The following is a 17322-nucleotide window of genomic DNA, read 5'->3' on the forward strand; positions in this document are numbered from 1 at the left end:
CTTCAACCTCATACGATCAGTTTAGTTCTCCTCCAGTGTAGCCAGAGTCGGCGTTACCCTCTGTTTAAAAATGTCAATGGCCGGGTACATTTTCTGACCCTTTGGCGCAACTCGCTTACAGCGCCGGCATCCCTCAGCCCCTACACTGGCCACACTACAACAACACATTTGGGTTATTCAGTTAAGGACACAGTCATGTTCAAAGGCTTTTCTCTGCTCACCTCAGGATTGATTGTCAGCGCCGTGCTCAGTGGCTGCGGCGACAGCAAGGATCATCGCGGGGCATTACAAAAGCACCCGGGGGTCTGGCAGAAAACCGCCTATGGTGAAATACTTGATATCCGCGCAGATCGCATGCAACGTTATGAATTTAACACTCATGCCTGTATCAAAGTGGCACAACGTACCCTGCCACTGAGCTCTGCTCCTGAGGTAACCCAGGCTAAGCTCAGGAACACGGGACAGCTACAACTGACTTATGCGGGCGAAGTCTATCCGCATATCTATGATCCACAGGCGTCACTCCCCGATGCCTGTCAGTCGCCCTTATCCGTTGATACACAAGCCAGCCCTACGGAGGTGTTTGAATACTTCTGGCATGCGTTTAACGATTATTACGCCTTTTTTGCGCTGCGCGACATGGACTGGCAGGCGCAATACAACCATTACCGCCCACGAATCCATGATGCGATGTCTGACGATGATTTATTTGAGGCGTTAACAGAAATGATTGCCCCCCTTGCCGATGGTCATGTGTCGGTTGCCAGAACCCCTAGCCGCCCCTATTTTGTGATGAAAGATGCGCCTATTTTGCGCGCAGCGCGGGGCACAGCCAGTTACTACCTACGCTATAACATGCAACTGACCGATGAACAGGTCTTTTCAGAGCTGGTTCTGGACTCACTGCAAGTTACTCAGCAATATCTGGAGCCTGGCAGTATGGGCAGCTTTCCGGCTGAGCAAGAGGAAAAAACCCTGCTATGGGGTAAGACCAAAAACAACATTGGTGTACTGGTGATCAATAACCTCGCGCACTTCAGTAGCAACGCAGAGGCGGATGAAACTGAGCATCTCGACGCAGCTAATGTGCTGATTGATGGCATTATGGCAGAGCTGGCCGATACTGAGGGGTTGATCCTGGACATTCGCAACAACACTGGCGGCGATGATGCCATTGCTCTGGCTATTGCTTCCCGCTTCAATACCAGCAAACGCCTGGCATTTAATAAACAGGCTCTGAACCAGGCAGGCCAGGGCGTATTGTTCAGCCAGTCTTTGCAAACTCACCCCGATGCGTATACCAAGCCCATTTATTTGCTCACCAGCCAACTGACCATCAACGCTGGCGAAATTCTGGCTATGGCCATGATGCATCTGCCACACGTGACCTTGCTCGGAGAAGAAACATCTGGCGCCTTGTCGGATAAACGCTTTTTCACCTTACCCAATGGCTGGCAAATATCGCTCTCAAATGAAGTCTACCGGGATGCACAGGGTAATTTATATGAACAACGCGGTATCCAGCCTGATATCGCAGTACCTGCATTTTCCATGCATGCACTCGAAAGCGGCCGGTTTGAAAGCTATGATCATGCACTGACTTTACTGGGTAAAGACCCCAAACCTCAACTCACCATTAGAGAATTTGAACGTCAGCTCAGGGCGCTTCAGCAACAGGGGAATATTCCCGCCGTGGCCGTTAATATTATTCACGACGGCCAGTCGGTCTATCAGCAGGGGTTTGGCAATGTGGATGAACAGGGCACGGAGGTTAACGTACATAGTCGCTTCTATCTGGGTTCGGTGAGTAAAACACTGCTGGGGGCGACCCTGGCCCAAGCCGTTGAGCAACAACAGGTTGATCTCGATGCGCCTGTGGAGCATTACCTGAATTTCTCTATCGACTTTGGCGTACCACTAGCTCAGCCCATTACGTTACGGCAGTTGATCACCCACACCAGCGGCATCATGGACGTCGAGGCAGTCTATCGCTGTAATTACTTTGTGCATGCCGACGGTAGCAGTTTGTACAATCGCTTCAGCCAGCAGTCTGTGTGTGAAGAACCTGCAAACACCAACCTCGACCGTTTCTTCGCCGCTTACCTGACACAATCCGGCAGCCACTATCACACTGACAATTTTGTCAGTCGCTTTGGTCTGCGCAATAATGAAGCCGCCGTATACTCCAATATCGGTGCTGCACTGGCAGCTTATGTCACAGAGCAGGCAAGTGAACAAACCCTGTCGGAGTTAACCCAGGAATATGTCTTCACCCCACTGGCGATGCAGCGTAGTGAATGGGGCATTGCACAACCAACAACATCTGTGGTGCACCGCTACATTCACCACCCAGACACGCAACAGCTGCTCCCTTTGCCTGATTATGGCAACATCACCTACAGTGAAGGCAGTGCGATTTCTACCGCACACGATCTGGGCAATTTTCTAATTGCCACCATGCAACAGGGCAAACTCAATGGAGAACAGCGCATCCCAGCACGTGCCATAGCAGCCATGTTGAGCCCACAAACCAATGTCCCGAGTATCTCGGTAGAGCGAGGTTTCTTCTGGGGGCTCGATGGCGACAAAATCTACCACAGCGGGGAAGATCCGGGTGTACTCACCCAGATATATGGAGATATGCGCCATCAGCGCGGTTTTGTGCTGCTGACCAATGCAGATTCAGGGAACGACACCAGTGCTCAGGCTTATGACGACATCGCGCAGCTGGTGCAGGCATTCAGTTACAGCTTCATGAAGGAGCCGCATACCGCACGTTAAAAGGTATTTTTTGGTGTACTCCCCGTCTCTTCTGATAACAGCTGAGGCGGGATAGCTGGCAATTGATAAGGCGCAACCAACTTGTCCAGGATTTTGTTTTTTGCCATTCGCTGCATATGTTCAGTGAACTCGCGCCCCACATGGCTTTGTGCAAATGCACGACTCATCGCCATGTGCCCATAAATCACCTGAGTATGACGATAGTCCATTTTTCTTAGCTGGTGCGCGGGCTGAGCAAGCACATTCATGGCCAGATCAGCCGTATCCTCTACTGCAATCACGAGATCAACCCGACCTTTTAGCACCAAATCTACAGCAGTACGTTCAGAAGGTACTTCAACCTTATCGAGACGACTGTCCTGATCAAAACGAGGGAAAAACGCTGCACCGCGCATTACTGCAATCCGCTTACCAATGAGATCTTCATAGCGACGTACTTCAATCTGACTATGTTGATGACTGTAAAAAACAAAGGAAGAAGATAAAGCCATATAAGGAGGCGTCACAAATGCCATTTGACGTTCACGATCTGGCGTTCTGATCAGTCCACCCATCACATCGACTTCCCCCTGTGCCAGCATTCGAATACAACGAGAAAAAGGACAAGGAACGGCTTTGACAGCGATGTCTTCATCACTGTGGTGTTTAATGTAATTAAGAATATCGAGAATTAACCCTCGTGCGTTACCCTTATCATCCAGGGCACTGTAAGGGGGAGCGTGGTCGATCGCTACCAGAATTTGTTCATGGTCTGCCAAGGCCTGTTTTGTTGAACACAAGCTCATCACCAGCATGATTGCTACAAAATACTTCATTGCACTACCTACCTCTTGGGCAATTCAGCAACCTAACTCGTCTCCATGTCACAAATATGTCATAAAAAGATAAAGTCTGAATCGTTAAGATAACACAAGGATTTGCAGCTTACTCTGGTTTTTTGTGATTTATTTCGTTTTGATGACTTGAAATAACCTGGTAGGGTCGCAGCCCAAAATATGGCATCACCGTCAAGACGTGGTCCAGCACATCAGCCTGTAAATGCTCATACTGCACCCAGCGTTTGTCCCTGCTGAAACAATATAATTCTACCGGCAGACCATATTGTGTCGGTGCCAGCTCTCGTACCATACAAAGACAATCCGAATTTACCTGAGGATGTGCCTTCAGGTAGGTTTCGGCATAACGACGAAACACAGAGACATTGCTCCACCGCTGCGCAGTAGTGTCTTGTATCAGCGCAGCAACCTCAGGTAACGCCTGACCAAGCGCAGTCAGCTCATCCTGACTTAGTAAGCGAATAGAATCAAAATCAAGGTAGATTGCGCGCTTGATCCGTCGCCCACTGGACTCTTGCATGGCGCGCCAGTTTTTAAACGAGTCAGAGATAATTTTATAGGTTGGAATTGTTGTGACCGTATTATCCCAGTTACGTACGCGCACTGTATTCAGGCCAACCTCAATGACCTCACCGTCCGCACCAAATGCATCCACCTGGATCCAGTCACCCGTTGCCAGCAAGCGGTTGGCTGCAATTTGAATACTGGCCACCAGCCCAAGAATGGTGTCCTTAAACACCAACAGCGTGACCGCAGCGATGGCACCAAATCCAGACAAAATATAGGTTGGCGATTTATCGATGGCCAAGCTGATCACCAAAATGGCACAAACAATAAAAATCAGTAATTTACTAACCTGCACTAAGCTCTGAATCGGCACACTTTTAGCGAATGGCTGTTGCTCATAAATCGCGTTCACAATGTTGACCAGGCTACTTAGCAAAAAACCAATACTGATGATTAGGAGCCCCTGAGACACCACACTCAATACATTGAATAAACCTTGTGGCGCCAGAAACAAGGCTTCTTTGAAGGCGATAAACAATAGCGTACACACCACCATTGAAAAGCGACCGCTGAATTTACTTAGCTGAGGTGCCAAAAAGCCGATTTTTGAGTTGGAGTAGGCACCCAGAAACTGCTGTACTCGTGGCAAGAGCCATTGGCGGATCAACCAAAATACCAGCAGCAATATCACCAGCGCCAGTAAGTTGGTACTCCATATCAACAGCCCACTGTGCGACGTTACACCAAGCCAGGGCGTGAGCGCTTCACTAAGGTGTGTCACCTTCATAACTGTTTCACCTCTTCGCCACACACAGCCCCTTGGGCTTGCTGCTGCTCCCAGTACGCTATCAGCTGTGCATCTTTGTTGAGCCACAACTGGTTGAGATAAGCCTGAAAAGCAATCCGATATTGTTTGTCTGTCTGATAGTTCCCTTGAGGTACGGTTGTCATAGACAACAACTGGATCCGCACCTCAATACGTTGCAACTTACCGGACATAAAGCTCCGGCAAATATGCTGATCCGGGCTTTGATAAATCACGGTGGCATCGAGCAGGCCGTCCAGTTGCTGTGCCAACACCTCCAAGGCAAACGCAACGCCACCGGCTTTGGGCTTAAGCAAATAATGAAAAGCCTCTCCCTGACGTAGATGCTTTTGCGCAGTAAAGCGCGTACCTTCCACAAAGTTGATAACCGTTGTCGGGTGCTGTCGAAAATGGCGACAACTGTGTCGGGTTCGCTCAACATCCATGCCTTTGAGCTTGGGGTTTTTGGCAATTTTCGCCTTGCTTGCCCGTTTCATAAAAGGCATGCCCAGTGCCCATGCACCGGTGCCAATCAGAGGCACGTATTTGAGCTCGTCTTTAAGAAAAAATTTCGGAGCAGGTAACCGGTCGAGCGCACTCAGCACCACAATATCCAACCAGCTGATATGGTTCGCAACCAGTAAATACCAGGCCTGATTGCTCATGTGATCGGGTATACTCAGGGTGATATCAGGACAGCCCAGCTGGAGCCCCAAACGGTTGCCCCGACACCAGCCTTTATAAGCCCAATGTAGGATGTCTGAAACACCACGTAGTGGCAAAACGCACTTCACCAACCCCAGCGCAAACACGATGATACCCCACAATAGCGTATTCGCCAGTAGTATCATCGTTGCAGTTCCCCCGGCTAACCAGGCTGGTAAAAACTTTCTCAACATGCCACCTCCTTCACCCGCTTTTTATCAGGACTGCTGCGACTTTTCGTGATGTTCGGCGGACACCTGATGACTGCCATGGCGCGCAACTAAGTCGACTAACTGTTGGTCTTTTTGCCCCCACAGCCGATTCAATTCGCTTTGGAAGCGTACCCGGAACTCGCTGTCATTGCTGTAGTCGCCAATCAGATCTGCACTCACTGGCATCAGCTCAACCAGTACATTGACCTCGCCAACGCGACCCGCGACAAAGTCCATAAAACTGGGGGTCCCCTGCGGATAATGAATGGTAACATTCACCACCTGATTGATCTGCTCTCCCATTGCCTGCATCACAAACGCAATCCCGCCGGCTTTGGGTTTTAGCAAATGCTGGAATGGACTGCGCTGCTGTGCGTGTTTTTGTTCGGTAAAACGCGTCCCTTCCACAAAGTTTACAATACTTACAGGCATGGTTTTAAATTTCTCACACGCCTTTCGGGTCGTTTCAACGTCTTTGCCTCGCAGCTTAGGGTTTTTCTTCAACTGACTTTTACTGGTGCGCTTCATAAACGGGAAATCCAGGGCCCACCAGGCCAACCCAAGTACAGGTACATACAGTAATTCTTTTTTCAGAAAAAAGTTCAGAAAAGGGATCTTACGATGTAATACCCGCTGCAAGATCAATATATCAACCCAGCTCTGGTGATTGGCAATCACCAGGTACCAGTCTTTGGCTTTCATCGTCTCTGGCATTGACACATTAAGACGATACGGTGAAATAACAGACTGGTTAAGATTATTACCGGCAACCCATAAACTGGCGCACCCTTTGGCGATGCGACTGGCCACTTTTTGCAGTGGCGCAATAGGTAATAGTTTGATCACGCCCATCAGAAAAATGGGGATAAACCAAACCAGTGTATTAATGGCGTATAACAATAACCCCAGCACCTGGCGGATTAGCGACATGCAATGTTCCTTTACTACGACTGATGATGGTCCGTATGACAGTGCACTCAGACCATATGATTAGAATAACGAACTGGCCCTATTACATCATACCGAGGCCTTGGCTGCCAAGCATCGCTAGGCAGCCCGCGCTGACTTGCAGATCGATTCAAACTCAATCTTCAAAATAGGTATAGCCGCTAAGTCCGGCGTGTAACTGGGCCAGGTAATCGGCTTTCGTTGCTTCATCAACCTCAAGAGCGGAGATTTGCGTGGTAAAGTTTTCCGCCAGCGCCGCTTTGTCATAATGAACAAACCTCAGCACGTCCTCAACGCTGTCACCTTTAATGGCATTGCTCAACTCATACCCTGTCTGAGTGAGTTCAACGTGAACCGAATCCGTATCGCCAAACAGGTTATGTAAATCGCCAAGAATTTCCTGATAGGCGCCCACCATGAACATCGCAATATGATATTGCTCACCCGGCTGATAAGGCGGAATAGGCAAGCTGGACTCAATCCCTGCACCTTCTACATATTCTCGGATCTGCCCATCTGAATCACACGTGATATCCTGGATCACCGCACGCTGAGTCAACGGCTGATCCAATGCCGCAATGGGCATCACCGGAAACAGTTGCTGGATCCCCCAAACATCTGGCAGAGACTGGAATAGCGAGAAATTCACAAACAACTTATCGGCCAGTTTTTCATTGAGCTCATCCAACACCTCGCGGTGAGAACGCGAATGCACATTCAGGCACTCTCGGACTCGTTGCAGGGTGGTAAAATAAAGTTGCTCAATTTGCGCCCACTGCTGCATGTCTATCAGACCATGGACATATTGATCATGACCATCACCAAACAGATGCATCGCATCATGATAGGTTTCTATTGCGAGCCTGGGTGTCAGTCGTTGCAGTGACAACCATAACTCCTGCTGGATATGGTGTGCAGAGGACGTTGGGGCGCTCGGCGTGGTCTGAAAAGGCGCTTGCTCTACATCAATCACGTCGGTGATCAGTACAGCATGGTGTGCAGTCAGTGCCCGGCCAGATTCAGTAATAATATCGGGGTGACGCAGTCCATGCTGCTCAGCTACTTCGGCAAAAGCCCCTACCACATTACGGGCGTATTCAGCCACTGTGTAGTTCATTGAGCACGCACTGCGAGAGCCTGATCCTTCGTAATCCACCCCTAGGCCACCACCTACATCTACTGTTTTTAGTGGTACACCCAACTGTGACAGCTCCGCATAATGACGGGCGCATTCACGCAGTGCGCGTTGAATATCACGGATGTTGGCGATCTGCGAGCCAATATGAAAATGCACCAGCTGCATCAGATGCAGTTTGCCCTGAGCGGTTAGCTTGTCTACCACACTCAGTACCTGACTGGCTGTCAGACCAAATTTGCCTTTTTCACCGCCGGTGTTTTGCCATTTCCCTTTGCCAATGGAGTTCAGACGGATACGAATACCTATGGTAGGCTCAATGCCCAACACGGAGATCTCCTTAAGCAAAGTATCCAGCTCAGACAGCTTCTCAATAACGATGTGCACTTTATGTCCCATGGCCTGGCCTATCATCGCCAAACGCAAAAACTCGCTGTCTTTGTAGCCATTACACACTATGGTGATGGGGTCTTTGGCAATCCCTAAAATCGCCATAAGCTCGGGCTTAGAGCCCGCTTCCAGTCCAACCAAGCCACTCGGGTGTGCCAGTAATTTGCTCACCACAGAGCGCTGTTGATTCACTTTGATGGGGTAAACACAGGTATACTGCCCCTGATAGGATTTTGCAGCTGTCGCATGTGAAAAAGCCTGTGTCATGGTTTCAACGCGACTATTTAGAATATCGGTAAAACGCACCAGCACCGGCAAGGTCAGGCCTTGCTCTTTAAAGCGCTCGGTTAATTCAACCAGAGAAATGGCCGGCTTTGCGCGATCACCATCGGGATAGGCGACTAACTCCCCCTGATCATTGATGTCAAAATACCCTTCACTCCAGTGCGTAACATTATAAGTGGCTCGTGCGGTTTGCAAACCCCAGGTCATGGCAATCTCAATTAACTAGCTTTACAGATCGCATATTTTAATACTTAAGGCCAAGATGTGACAATCTTTTGCCACCCCATCTGCAAAACCAGGCATGATTTATCTGTCGTGCAGGCAACCTGAGCCAACCTGCGGTATTTTGTCCCTAACCGAGTCGGTGTTTATACGCTAAAATAGATTGAGCTGGGGCGAAAGCGCTGGCAAAATCTCTGAAAATTACATCTGCATGAAGGCAACAATGTCAAATTTAGAAGCAAACCGCTGGTTTACTGAGATCAGCGACCGTGATGGTAGCGCGTTTTCTTTACGCGTCACTCGTAAACTGGACGAGATCCAGTCGCCATTTCAGAATGTTGAAATGTATGAGACCACAGATTTTGGCAATCTGATGATCATTGACGGCTGTACTATGGTCAGCACCCGGGAGAACTTTTTCTATCATGAAATGATGAGCCACCCGGCTTTGTTTTCTCACCCAGCCCCTAAAAATGTTGTGATCATTGGTGGTGGTGATTGTGGCACACTGCGCGAAGTACTTAAGCATCCGGATGTAGAAACCGTGACCCAAATCGACATTGACGAAGTCGTTACGCAAATGTCGCTAAAATATTTTCCAGAGCTCTGTGCCTCGAATGACGACCCACGTGCAACCGTCATGTTTGACGATGGCATCAAGTATATGCACGATGCTGCACCAGAATCAGTCGATGTGGTCATTGTGGATGGCACCGATCCAGTGGGCCCAGGCGAAGGCCTGTTCAACCATGCATTTTATACCAGCTGCCTCAAAGCATTGCGCCCGGGCGGTATTTTAGTGCAGCAAAGTGAGTCTCCTCTGATGCACATGAACCTGCTCAAAGCCATGCGTCAGGCAATGCTGGACGTGGGGTTTGTGGACTTGCAAACGCTGCCTTTCCCACAGCCTATCTACCCGAGCGGCTTGTGGTCGGCGACACTGGCACGTAAAGGGGAATCGTTTAACGGCTTCCGTGAGCAAGATGCCGAGCAGGCCAGCTTTGAAACTGAGTATTACAACACCGGCGTACACAAAGGCGCACTGGCAACCCCAGGTTTTATGCGTCGCGCTTTTGAAAGTCAGGACTAATCGGTCATCACGGTATCCTTTTCATAAAAAAACCCGGCAACAGCCGGGTTTTTTTATTAAGTACATCAAGCTATCAGTTAATCCTGATGGTACTGACGGCTAAACTCATGCACTGCATTAATAAACACGCCGGCATTTTCCGGGTCAACATCTGGAGTAATACCATGCCCCAGGTTGAACACATGCCCCGACCCCTGACCATAGCCAGACAGAATGTGCTGTACTTCTTCGCGAATACGCTCTGGCGTACCATGCAACATAGACGGATCCATATTGCCCTGCAAAGCGACTTTATCACCAACACGACGTCTGGCATCCGCAATATCAATCGTCCAGTCCAGACCAACCGCGTCACAACCCGTTGCTGCAATGGCTTCAATCCACTGGCCGCCATTTTTAGTAAAGAGTGTAACTGGCACTTTACGGCCGTCATTTTCACGGATCAGACCGTCAACGATTTTGTGCATATATTGCAACGAGAATTCTTTGTAATCACGCGGGCTCAGTACCCCACCCCATGAGTCGAAGATCATCAGCGACTGAGCACCGGCTTTCACCTGCGCATTCAGATAGTCAATGACAGAATCCGCAACTTTATCCAGTAACAGGTGCAACGTCTTAGGCTCAGCAAAGGCCATCTTCTTGATCTTGCCGAAGGTCTTGCTGCTGCCGCCTTCAATCATGTAAGTCGCCAATGTCCAGGGTGAACCAGAGAATCCGATCAGTGGCACTTCACCTTTCAATTCACGGCGAATGGTGCTCACAGCATTCATCACATAACCCAGCTCATCGGTTGGGTCCAGCTTAGGCAGTTTTTGTACATCGCTCAGCGAGCTGATTGGACGCTCAAACTTAGGTCCTTCACCGGTTTCAAAATACAAGCCCAGACCCATCGCATCCGGGATCGTCAGGATATCGCTGAATAAGATCGCCGCATCAAGCGGGTAACGACGCAACGGCTGAAGCGTAACTTCACATGCCAACTCTGCGTTCTTACACAGGCTCATAAAGTCTCCGGCCTGCGCTCGGGTCGCTCGGTATTCAGGAAGATAGCGGCCTGCCTGACGCATCATCCAAACGGGCGTAACATCTACGGGTTGTTTCATCAACGCGCGCAGGTAACGATCATTTTTCAACTCGCTCATAGCGTAATTTCATTCCAATGCTGTAAAAATTGCTCAGATTGTATCATTAACTTCAATACGTCACTATTGAAACAGCACGCAAATTCCCACCAGCATGATCTGGATTAATCCTCTCCCCCAGGTCCGGTCACTTTTTATTCGAACGGCATAAAATTAAAACCCTTTTACTTCAACACATTACAAACCAGATTAAAAACACCCGATTAAACTGTTTGCAACAAGGGTAAAAGCTTGCTATAAATTTGCTGCGCTAAGAAGAATAAAAACACCTTTAAAACCAATAAAAATAAAGCTCTATTGCTAAACTGCATTGATAGCCGCTCAGGAATACCCCCTGACGCGGCTTTTTTGTTTAACTAATTTTCAACATTTTAAGCCGCCTCACTCTTCAGTTTATACAATCCGCTCGTAAACAAGAGTTATTCCCGCACCTACATCAGAGACACACCCTGTTATTTGCTCACTTGGCTAAAAAAGAGGTTGACCTTTTCATCAGATTTCCTTTTTATAGAAGACAGATAAACATAATCGGCATCACCGCTTTTAGGTGGTCACTATCAAGTTTTGACCCCACTTTGGGTCACACTGTGCCGATGTTTTTGGCAAGCCACGGGCAGATGATGACCCGCTAAGGAGATAACTATGCTGTCACGCTTAGAACAAGCCCAACAAAGGTGGGGAGGTAGCCATAGCGTTATCGACAACTGGTTAGCTGAACGACAGGAGCTTTTGCTGCTGTATTGTAAGGTTGCAGGCCTGTCTCCATTTGAACAGGATGACCGGGCACTGCCTGATCAGCTACAAATTCAGACTTTTTGTCAGATCCTGATGGATTACCTGTCCGCCGGACACTTTGAGATTTATGACAACCTGGTCGCAGCGTGTAAAGAGAAGGGCCCGCAAAGCCTGAAACTGGCTCAGTCATTGTACCCTAGGATCACTGACACGACCGACCTGGCACTGGATTTTAACGACAAATATGCAGAAATGCAGTCGGAAACTCTGATGACAAACTTTGACAAAGATCTGTCGGAGCTCGGTGAAGCCCTAGAATTACGCTTCGCACTCGAAGATGAGCTCATCGATAACCTCTATGCCAACCACAGCGAAGATTAATATCAGCTGTGCTTGACCTCGAAAATTGATATAAAAAAAGGACCTGACGGTCCTTTTTTATATCTGCTTTCAGTTGCCTCACCTTTAGATGAGGCATCAGCAGGCATTACTCTGAGTCGTGCGCGTGATCGTGGCCGTGCTCTTTCTCTTCCTGAATTTCCAGCAGCTCTACTTCAAACACTAAGGTTGAGTTAGCAGGGATTTTACCCAGGTTGCGCTCACCGTAGCCCAGTTCTGAAGGAATAGTGAACTTGTACTTAGAGCCAACCGCCATCAGCTGCAGACCTTCAGTCCAACCCGCGATAACCTGGTTCAGTGGGAAAGTAGCAGGCTGGTTACGTGCATAAGAGCTGTCGAACTCAGAACCGTCAAGCAAAGTACCTTTGTAGTGTACTTTCACGATGTCAGTTGCAACTGGCTTTTTACCTTCACCTTCGCTCAGTACTTCATACTGCAGACCCGAGTCAGTGACGTTTACGCCATCTTTCTTCGCGTTTTCAGCCAGGTACTCAGCACCTTCAACTTTGTTCTTCTCAGCATCAGCTTGCGCTTTCGCCGCTTGCTTTTCACGTACAGAAGAATCCAATGCAGTCAGTACTTCACGAATTTTCGCTTCGTCCAGTTTTGCATTTCCATCTAGTGCGTCTTTAAAACCGCGCATGATCAGTGCCTGGTCCAGCTCAATACCAAGCTCTTTTTTATCTGCCATATCTTTTTGCAGGAAGTTACCAACGGATGCACCGATACCATAAGCTTGCTGCTGAACTTCAGTCTCCAGCTTTACTTCTGCAACTTGCGCTGTTTTTTCTTCTGCTTTTTGGTTACAAGCGGTCAGTGCCAGAACCGAGGCAGCCACTAAAGATAACTTAATTGTGTGTTTCATGTTTTCTCTCCGACAAACCCAGGCTCAGAGTCAAATATCACTATCCTGGTTGGGTGTCTTTGTTAAAATTATATTAATCTTAAAAAAGGGTGGATGTCACATTACCATCCGTAGCGCATAAAGCCAAATTTCTCTTTTTGACGCAAAATTCATTTCGAGATCGGCGACATTGATATACCGATAGGCTAATATCAGTTTTGTGACCTCTACAAATTACCCATTAGTCTACTCGGTGCAAATCATGGAGTTAAGAGGAAATACCGATTTTATGCCCAAATTTTTATGGCGCAACGCTCAAACTGCTTTAATTATCACCGCATCACTGTTATCTGGTTGTTCAACAGACAGTTCAGATGCATTGCTGACCGTTGAACATGCCGCACGTGGTGCATTCGCCGCGGCTATTTCACACGATGGGCGTTACAGTTTAGTGTCATCCATCGAACATGGCGTGGTTTTATGGGATAACACCACCCATGGTTTAAAATATCAGTGGTCCCAGTCGCAACAAGCGGATGAACTGGTGCACTCTCTGGCCATCGCCCATGACAACTCCAGTGCCGTCACTGCAGCCAACGATCGCTTTGCAATCTGGCGCTTGTCCGATGGACAAAATGTTGGTTATTACCAGATTGAACAAGGCACCATTCGCGACATCGCCATCAGCAACGAAGGCCGTTATGTCTTATATGGACGCAGCGACAATGTGGTTGTGCATCTCGACTTAGAAAGCGGCAGACGCATAGAGTTCCTTGGCCACCAAGAAAAAATTAACAGTATTGCTTTATCACCCAATGGCCACTTTGCGTTAACCGGCGCAAATGATTACAGCGCTTACTTTTGGGATACCCGGACTGGCCAGGTTATCCATAGATTCAATCACCCCAGCCGGGTCACTAAAGTCGCCTTGGATCCCCAGGGACGTTACGCGTTTACAGCAGACAGTATGAAAAAGGCCAGCATCTGGCAACTCACATCAGGTGAAATCAAAGCGCAATTACAGTATATTGCGCGGCAGAAAATATTCAGTGCCGTGCGCTTTAATCAGGATGGGCAATTAATTGCAACGGGCTCGCCAAACAGACAACTGACCCTGTGGCAGGTTGATAGTGGTGAAAAGCTGGCGACCTGGCGCGTCAAGCCACGCGAGGGAAGCCGGCCTAAGTCTGCTGTTGTCTTTGATGTGGCGTTTACCGGGAATGATGAAACCCTGTTGACAGAGAGCTCCAGCGGCCTGTTAGAACAATTTGCAAGAGAGTAATCATGACAGACCTCGAAGATCGCATTAACGAACTGGAAGCCAAAGTAGCATTTCAGGACGAAACCATAGAAATTTTAAACAACGAACTGAGTGCGCATCAGGCACGTCTGGCAATCATGCAGCGGCAGATTGAGTTACTGGCAGAAAAAATCAAAGAAGGCAAAGATCCGGGCATGATGCCCCAGCATCAGGAGCCGCCTCCACCACATTATTAGCCTGACTACGGAGCCAAGCCATTTGAGCTCCGGTTATTCTGGCCTGAATACCCCGATAACCTGCTCAAACTGACGTGTTGAGGCCTGAACAGCTTCTTTCGGCTGTGTCATGATGTGACCACACTTCACACATTCCACCTTTTCCACGTCATGCTCTTTGTACAACATCATGACATCAGCTTCGTGACACTCAGGACAAGATGCCCCTGCAATAAAGCGTTTTTTCTTTCTCACCTTTAGTTACCTCAGGTTAGCTGATCCGTAAACGGTTCAGTTGACGATTCATATCACGGGCTGCGCGCCCTGGTTGGCTATTTTATCCTATATTCTCCGCTGTTGATACGCTTGGAGTGTCCGTAGGGATCCGTGTTATGATGGGCGCATTAGTAAACAGTGATGTAACGGTATGATCCAGCTTTCGAATATTGAACTTATGCGCGGTGGTAAAACGCTGCTTAAAAATGCCAGCGCCACCTTATTTCCACAACACAAAGTGGGTCTGGTCGGTGCCAATGGGTGTGGCAAATCCTCCTTGTTTGCGTTGCTCAAATCAGAATTACATCTGGATGCGGGCGAGCTGCAAATTCCGAAAGACTGGTCCATTGCATCCGTAAAGCAGGAAACGCCTGCACTGGCTATCAGTGCGCTGGAATACGTGCTACAGGGTCACCCCGAATATTATGCACTGCGCAGTGCGCTGCACAGTGCCGAGGCGTCGGGCGACGGTGCCGAGCAGGCTCGCCTGCATCAGCAGATAGAAGTAGTTGGCGGCTATGGAATAGAAGCCAAAGCCGGTGAGTTATTGCATGGTCTGGGATTTAGCAATACACAATTGGGTGATGCGGTCAGTGCCTTTTCTGGTGGCTGGCGAATGCGCCTGAACCTCGCCCAGGCACTGATCCGTGATGCCGACCTGTTACTGCTGGATGAGCCAACCAACCACCTCGATCTTGACGCCGTTTACTGGCTGGAACGTTTCTTAAAAGCCTATCAAGGTACGTTAGTACTGATCTCACACGACCGGGAGTTTCTCGATGCAGTGGTCGATCAAATCTGGCACGTAGATCAACAGCAGCTCAACGTGTATAAAGGCCACTACTCCCAGTTTGAACGCCAAAAAGCCGAGCGCATGGCGCAGCAACAGGCATTATACGAAAAACAGCAAGCCACCATTGCCCATCTGGAACAGTTTATCACCCGGTTTAAAGCCAAAGCCAGTAAAGCCAAGCAAGCGCAAAGCCGGGTTAAGGCCCTGGAGCGCATGGAAAAGCTGGCGCCCGCCCATGCTGATTCACCGTTTAGCTTTGAATTCAGTAATCCGGATAGCATGCCTAACCCACTGATGACATTAGATCAGGCTCAGGCCGGATATGGTGAGGTGACTATCTTACACAAAATAAAACTCAATCTGGTGCCGGGTAGCCGTATCGCCCTGCTGGGCCGCAATGGTGCAGGTAAGTCTACGCTGATTAAACTGCTTGCCGGTGAGCTATCACCTCAGGCGGGAGAGGTATTCCAGCATCAGGGGCTGAAAATTGGCTATTTCGCCCAGCATCAATTGGAATCGCTCGATCTTTCTGCCAGCGCGGTTACCCACATACAACGCCTCGACCCACAAGCGAGTGAGCAGTCACTACGTGACTTTCTGGGCGGCTTCGCCTTTAACGGCGACAAGGCCCTGGAGCCAGTCAAACCTTTCTCTGGGGGCGAAAAAGCACGCCTTGTGCTCGCCATGCTGGTGTATCAAAAACCGAACCTGCTGCTGCTGGATGAGCCCACTAACCACCTGGATCTCGAAATGCGTCATGCCCTGGTGATGGCATTGCAAGGCTTTGAAGGAGCGATGGTCACCGTATCGCACGATCGCCATATGCTTAAACATACGGCGGATGAGTATTACCTGGTTGATCAGGGTGAAGTGAGCGCCTTTGGCTATGACTTGGATGCCTACTACCAGTGGCTACTTAACGCCAACAAAGAAGCCGTGCGCAAAGACAGCAACGAAGACAAGGCCCACTCAAGTGTTAATCGCAAAGAACAGAAGCGCCTGGAAGCGGAATTCCGCAAGGCCGTACAACCCCTGAAAAAATCGATCGACAAGCTGGAGAAAGAGCTCGATAAACTCAGCGCTGCACTTGGGGAGGTTGAAACAGCATTGTCTGACAACGACCTGTACTCTGAACAAAATAAAGGGAAACTCAGTGAGTTACTGGCCCAACAAGCTAAACTCACGCCACAGCTAAACGACACCGAAGAAGCGCTGCTTATGGCTCTGGAAGAGCTTGAAGAAAAACAGACCCATTTCGAGCAAAGTGGCGAGATATGCTAGACGCTGCAGATTTCTGGACTTATGCCTGCACGCAATATGCGCGTGCAGGCATGCAGGATGCCCTGCTCGCGCTGCAAGATAATGATCATAAAAACGTCAACCTGATTTTACTGTTGATGTACCTGGACGCACGTGATCTGTCACTTCATGCCACACACGTTCAGGCATTGCACGCGCTGTGTGACGCATTTGACCACACCGTTTTGCATCCTCAGCGTCAAATACGTCGCATATTAAAGCAGCAACATCAGCACTATGAAGCGTATGCTGAGCTGCGCCAGCACATGCTCAATGCAGAACTGGCCCAGGAAAAGTGCCAGCAAACTATGCTGATTGACTACCTCAATCAGCAATCACCACAGCAAAACCCACACCCAGATAACCTGGCACACTACCTGACTCCCACCCAACGGCTCACTATCCCCATAAAAACATGATCGGGATCAAGCAATTTACC

The 17322-nt window shown here is 49.0% G+C and carries 15 protein-coding genes; 7 read left to right on the forward strand and 8 right to left on the reverse strand.

The genetic code is table 11. The features are described 5' to 3' along the window. Positions 1–195 precede the first annotated feature (195 nt). Positions 196–2781, forward strand: a complete 2586-nt coding sequence (locus tag MHN31_RS19885) for a serine hydrolase (RefSeq protein ID WP_239445141.1) — start codon at positions 196–198, stop codon at positions 2779–2781. Here the strand turns inward: MHN31_RS19885 and MHN31_RS19890 are convergent. The 5 genes from MHN31_RS19890 to speA form a co-directional block, all read right to left on the reverse strand. After that, the gene (locus MHN31_RS19890) at positions 2778–3596 is read right to left on the reverse strand and encodes a transporter substrate-binding domain-containing protein (RefSeq protein WP_125564328.1); all 819 of its coding nucleotides are present in this window, start codon (positions 3594–3596) and stop codon (positions 2778–2780) included. The genes MHN31_RS19885 and MHN31_RS19890 overlap by 4 nt on opposite strands. Before the next feature lie 109 nt (positions 3597–3705). Then, a complete protein-coding gene (locus tag MHN31_RS19895) occupies positions 3706–4911 on the reverse strand; it encodes a mechanosensitive ion channel domain-containing protein (protein ID WP_239445142.1) in 1206 nt (401 codons plus the stop codon). Then, entirely contained in the window at positions 4908–5828 is a 921-nt protein-coding gene (locus MHN31_RS19900) for an acetyltransferase (RefSeq protein ID WP_239445143.1), read from the reverse strand. Before MHN31_RS19900 ends, MHN31_RS19895 begins: the two co-directional genes overlap by 4 nt. 24 nt (positions 5829–5852) lie before the next feature. Next, positions 5853–6776: an acyltransferase gene (locus MHN31_RS19905; protein WP_239445144.1), complete on the reverse strand. Its 924-nt coding sequence runs from the start codon at positions 6774–6776 to the stop codon at positions 5853–5855. Between the two features lie 154 nt (positions 6777–6930). Then, positions 6931–8811 carry a biosynthetic arginine decarboxylase gene (speA, locus tag MHN31_RS19910; RefSeq protein ID WP_239445145.1) on the reverse strand — a complete coding sequence of 627 codons (1881 nt, stop codon included), beginning with the start codon at positions 8809–8811 and terminating at the stop codon, positions 6931–6933. A 238-nt stretch (positions 8812–9049) separates the two neighbouring features. On the opposite strand from speA, the gene speE reads away from it, so the two are divergent. Beyond that, complete coding sequence (speE, locus tag MHN31_RS19915) at positions 9050–9916, forward strand: polyamine aminopropyltransferase (protein ID WP_010386985.1); 867 nt, start codon at positions 9050–9052, stop codon at positions 9914–9916. Positions 9917–9993: 77 nt separating this feature from the next. On the opposite strand, the gene hemE is transcribed toward speE, so the two are convergent. Beyond that, on the reverse strand, positions 9994–11061 hold the full coding sequence (hemE, locus tag MHN31_RS19920) for a uroporphyrinogen decarboxylase (RefSeq protein ID WP_010386986.1): 1068 nt from the start codon (positions 11059–11061) through the stop codon (positions 9994–9996). Positions 11062–11703: 642 nt separating this feature from the next. Between hemE and rsd the strand changes: the two genes are divergently transcribed. Then, the gene (gene rsd, locus MHN31_RS19925) at positions 11704–12177 is read left to right on the forward strand and encodes a sigma D regulator (protein WP_125564318.1); all 474 of its coding nucleotides are present in this window, start codon (positions 11704–11706) and stop codon (positions 12175–12177) included. 106 nt (positions 12178–12283) lie between these two features. Here the strand turns inward: rsd and fkpA are convergent, their stop codons facing one another. Beyond that, on the reverse strand, positions 12284–13060 hold the full coding sequence (gene fkpA / locus MHN31_RS19930) for an FKBP-type peptidyl-prolyl cis-trans isomerase (RefSeq protein ID WP_049863512.1): 777 nt from the start codon (positions 13058–13060) through the stop codon (positions 12284–12286). Positions 13061–13328: 268 nt separating this feature from the next. Between fkpA and MHN31_RS19935 the strand changes: the two genes are divergently transcribed. Together MHN31_RS19935 and MHN31_RS19940 are read left to right on the forward strand one after the other, a co-directional pair. After that, positions 13329–14321, forward strand: coding sequence for a hypothetical protein (locus MHN31_RS19935; protein ID WP_125564316.1), 993 nt, complete (start codon positions 13329–13331; stop codon positions 14319–14321). A 2-nt stretch (positions 14322–14323) separates the two neighbouring features. Further along, positions 14324–14536: a SlyX family protein gene (locus tag MHN31_RS19940; protein ID WP_010386991.1), complete on the forward strand. Its 213-nt coding sequence runs from the start codon at positions 14324–14326 to the stop codon at positions 14534–14536. Between the two features lie 33 nt (positions 14537–14569). Here MHN31_RS19940 and MHN31_RS19945 read toward each other — a convergent pair whose 3' ends face one another. Further along, a complete protein-coding gene (locus MHN31_RS19945; protein WP_010386993.1) occupies positions 14570–14770 on the reverse strand; it encodes a YheV family putative zinc ribbon protein in 201 nt (66 codons plus the stop codon). Between the two features lie 172 nt (positions 14771–14942). On the opposite strand from MHN31_RS19945, the gene MHN31_RS19950 reads away from it, so the two are divergent. Next, positions 14943–16865: an ATP-binding cassette domain-containing protein gene (locus MHN31_RS19950; RefSeq protein WP_125564315.1), complete on the forward strand. Its 1923-nt coding sequence runs from the start codon at positions 14943–14945 to the stop codon at positions 16863–16865. Continuing rightward, positions 16859–17302: a TIGR02444 family protein gene (locus tag MHN31_RS19955; RefSeq protein ID WP_125564313.1), complete on the forward strand. Its 444-nt coding sequence runs from the start codon at positions 16859–16861 to the stop codon at positions 17300–17302. Before MHN31_RS19950 ends, MHN31_RS19955 begins: the two co-directional genes overlap by 7 nt. Positions 17303–17322: the final 20 nt, after the last annotated feature.

It is taken from the genome of Pseudoalteromonas sp. McH1-42, assembly GCF_022347845.1.
Taxonomy (GTDB): Bacteria; Pseudomonadota; Gammaproteobacteria; order Enterobacterales; family Alteromonadaceae; genus Pseudoalteromonas; species Pseudoalteromonas rubra_D.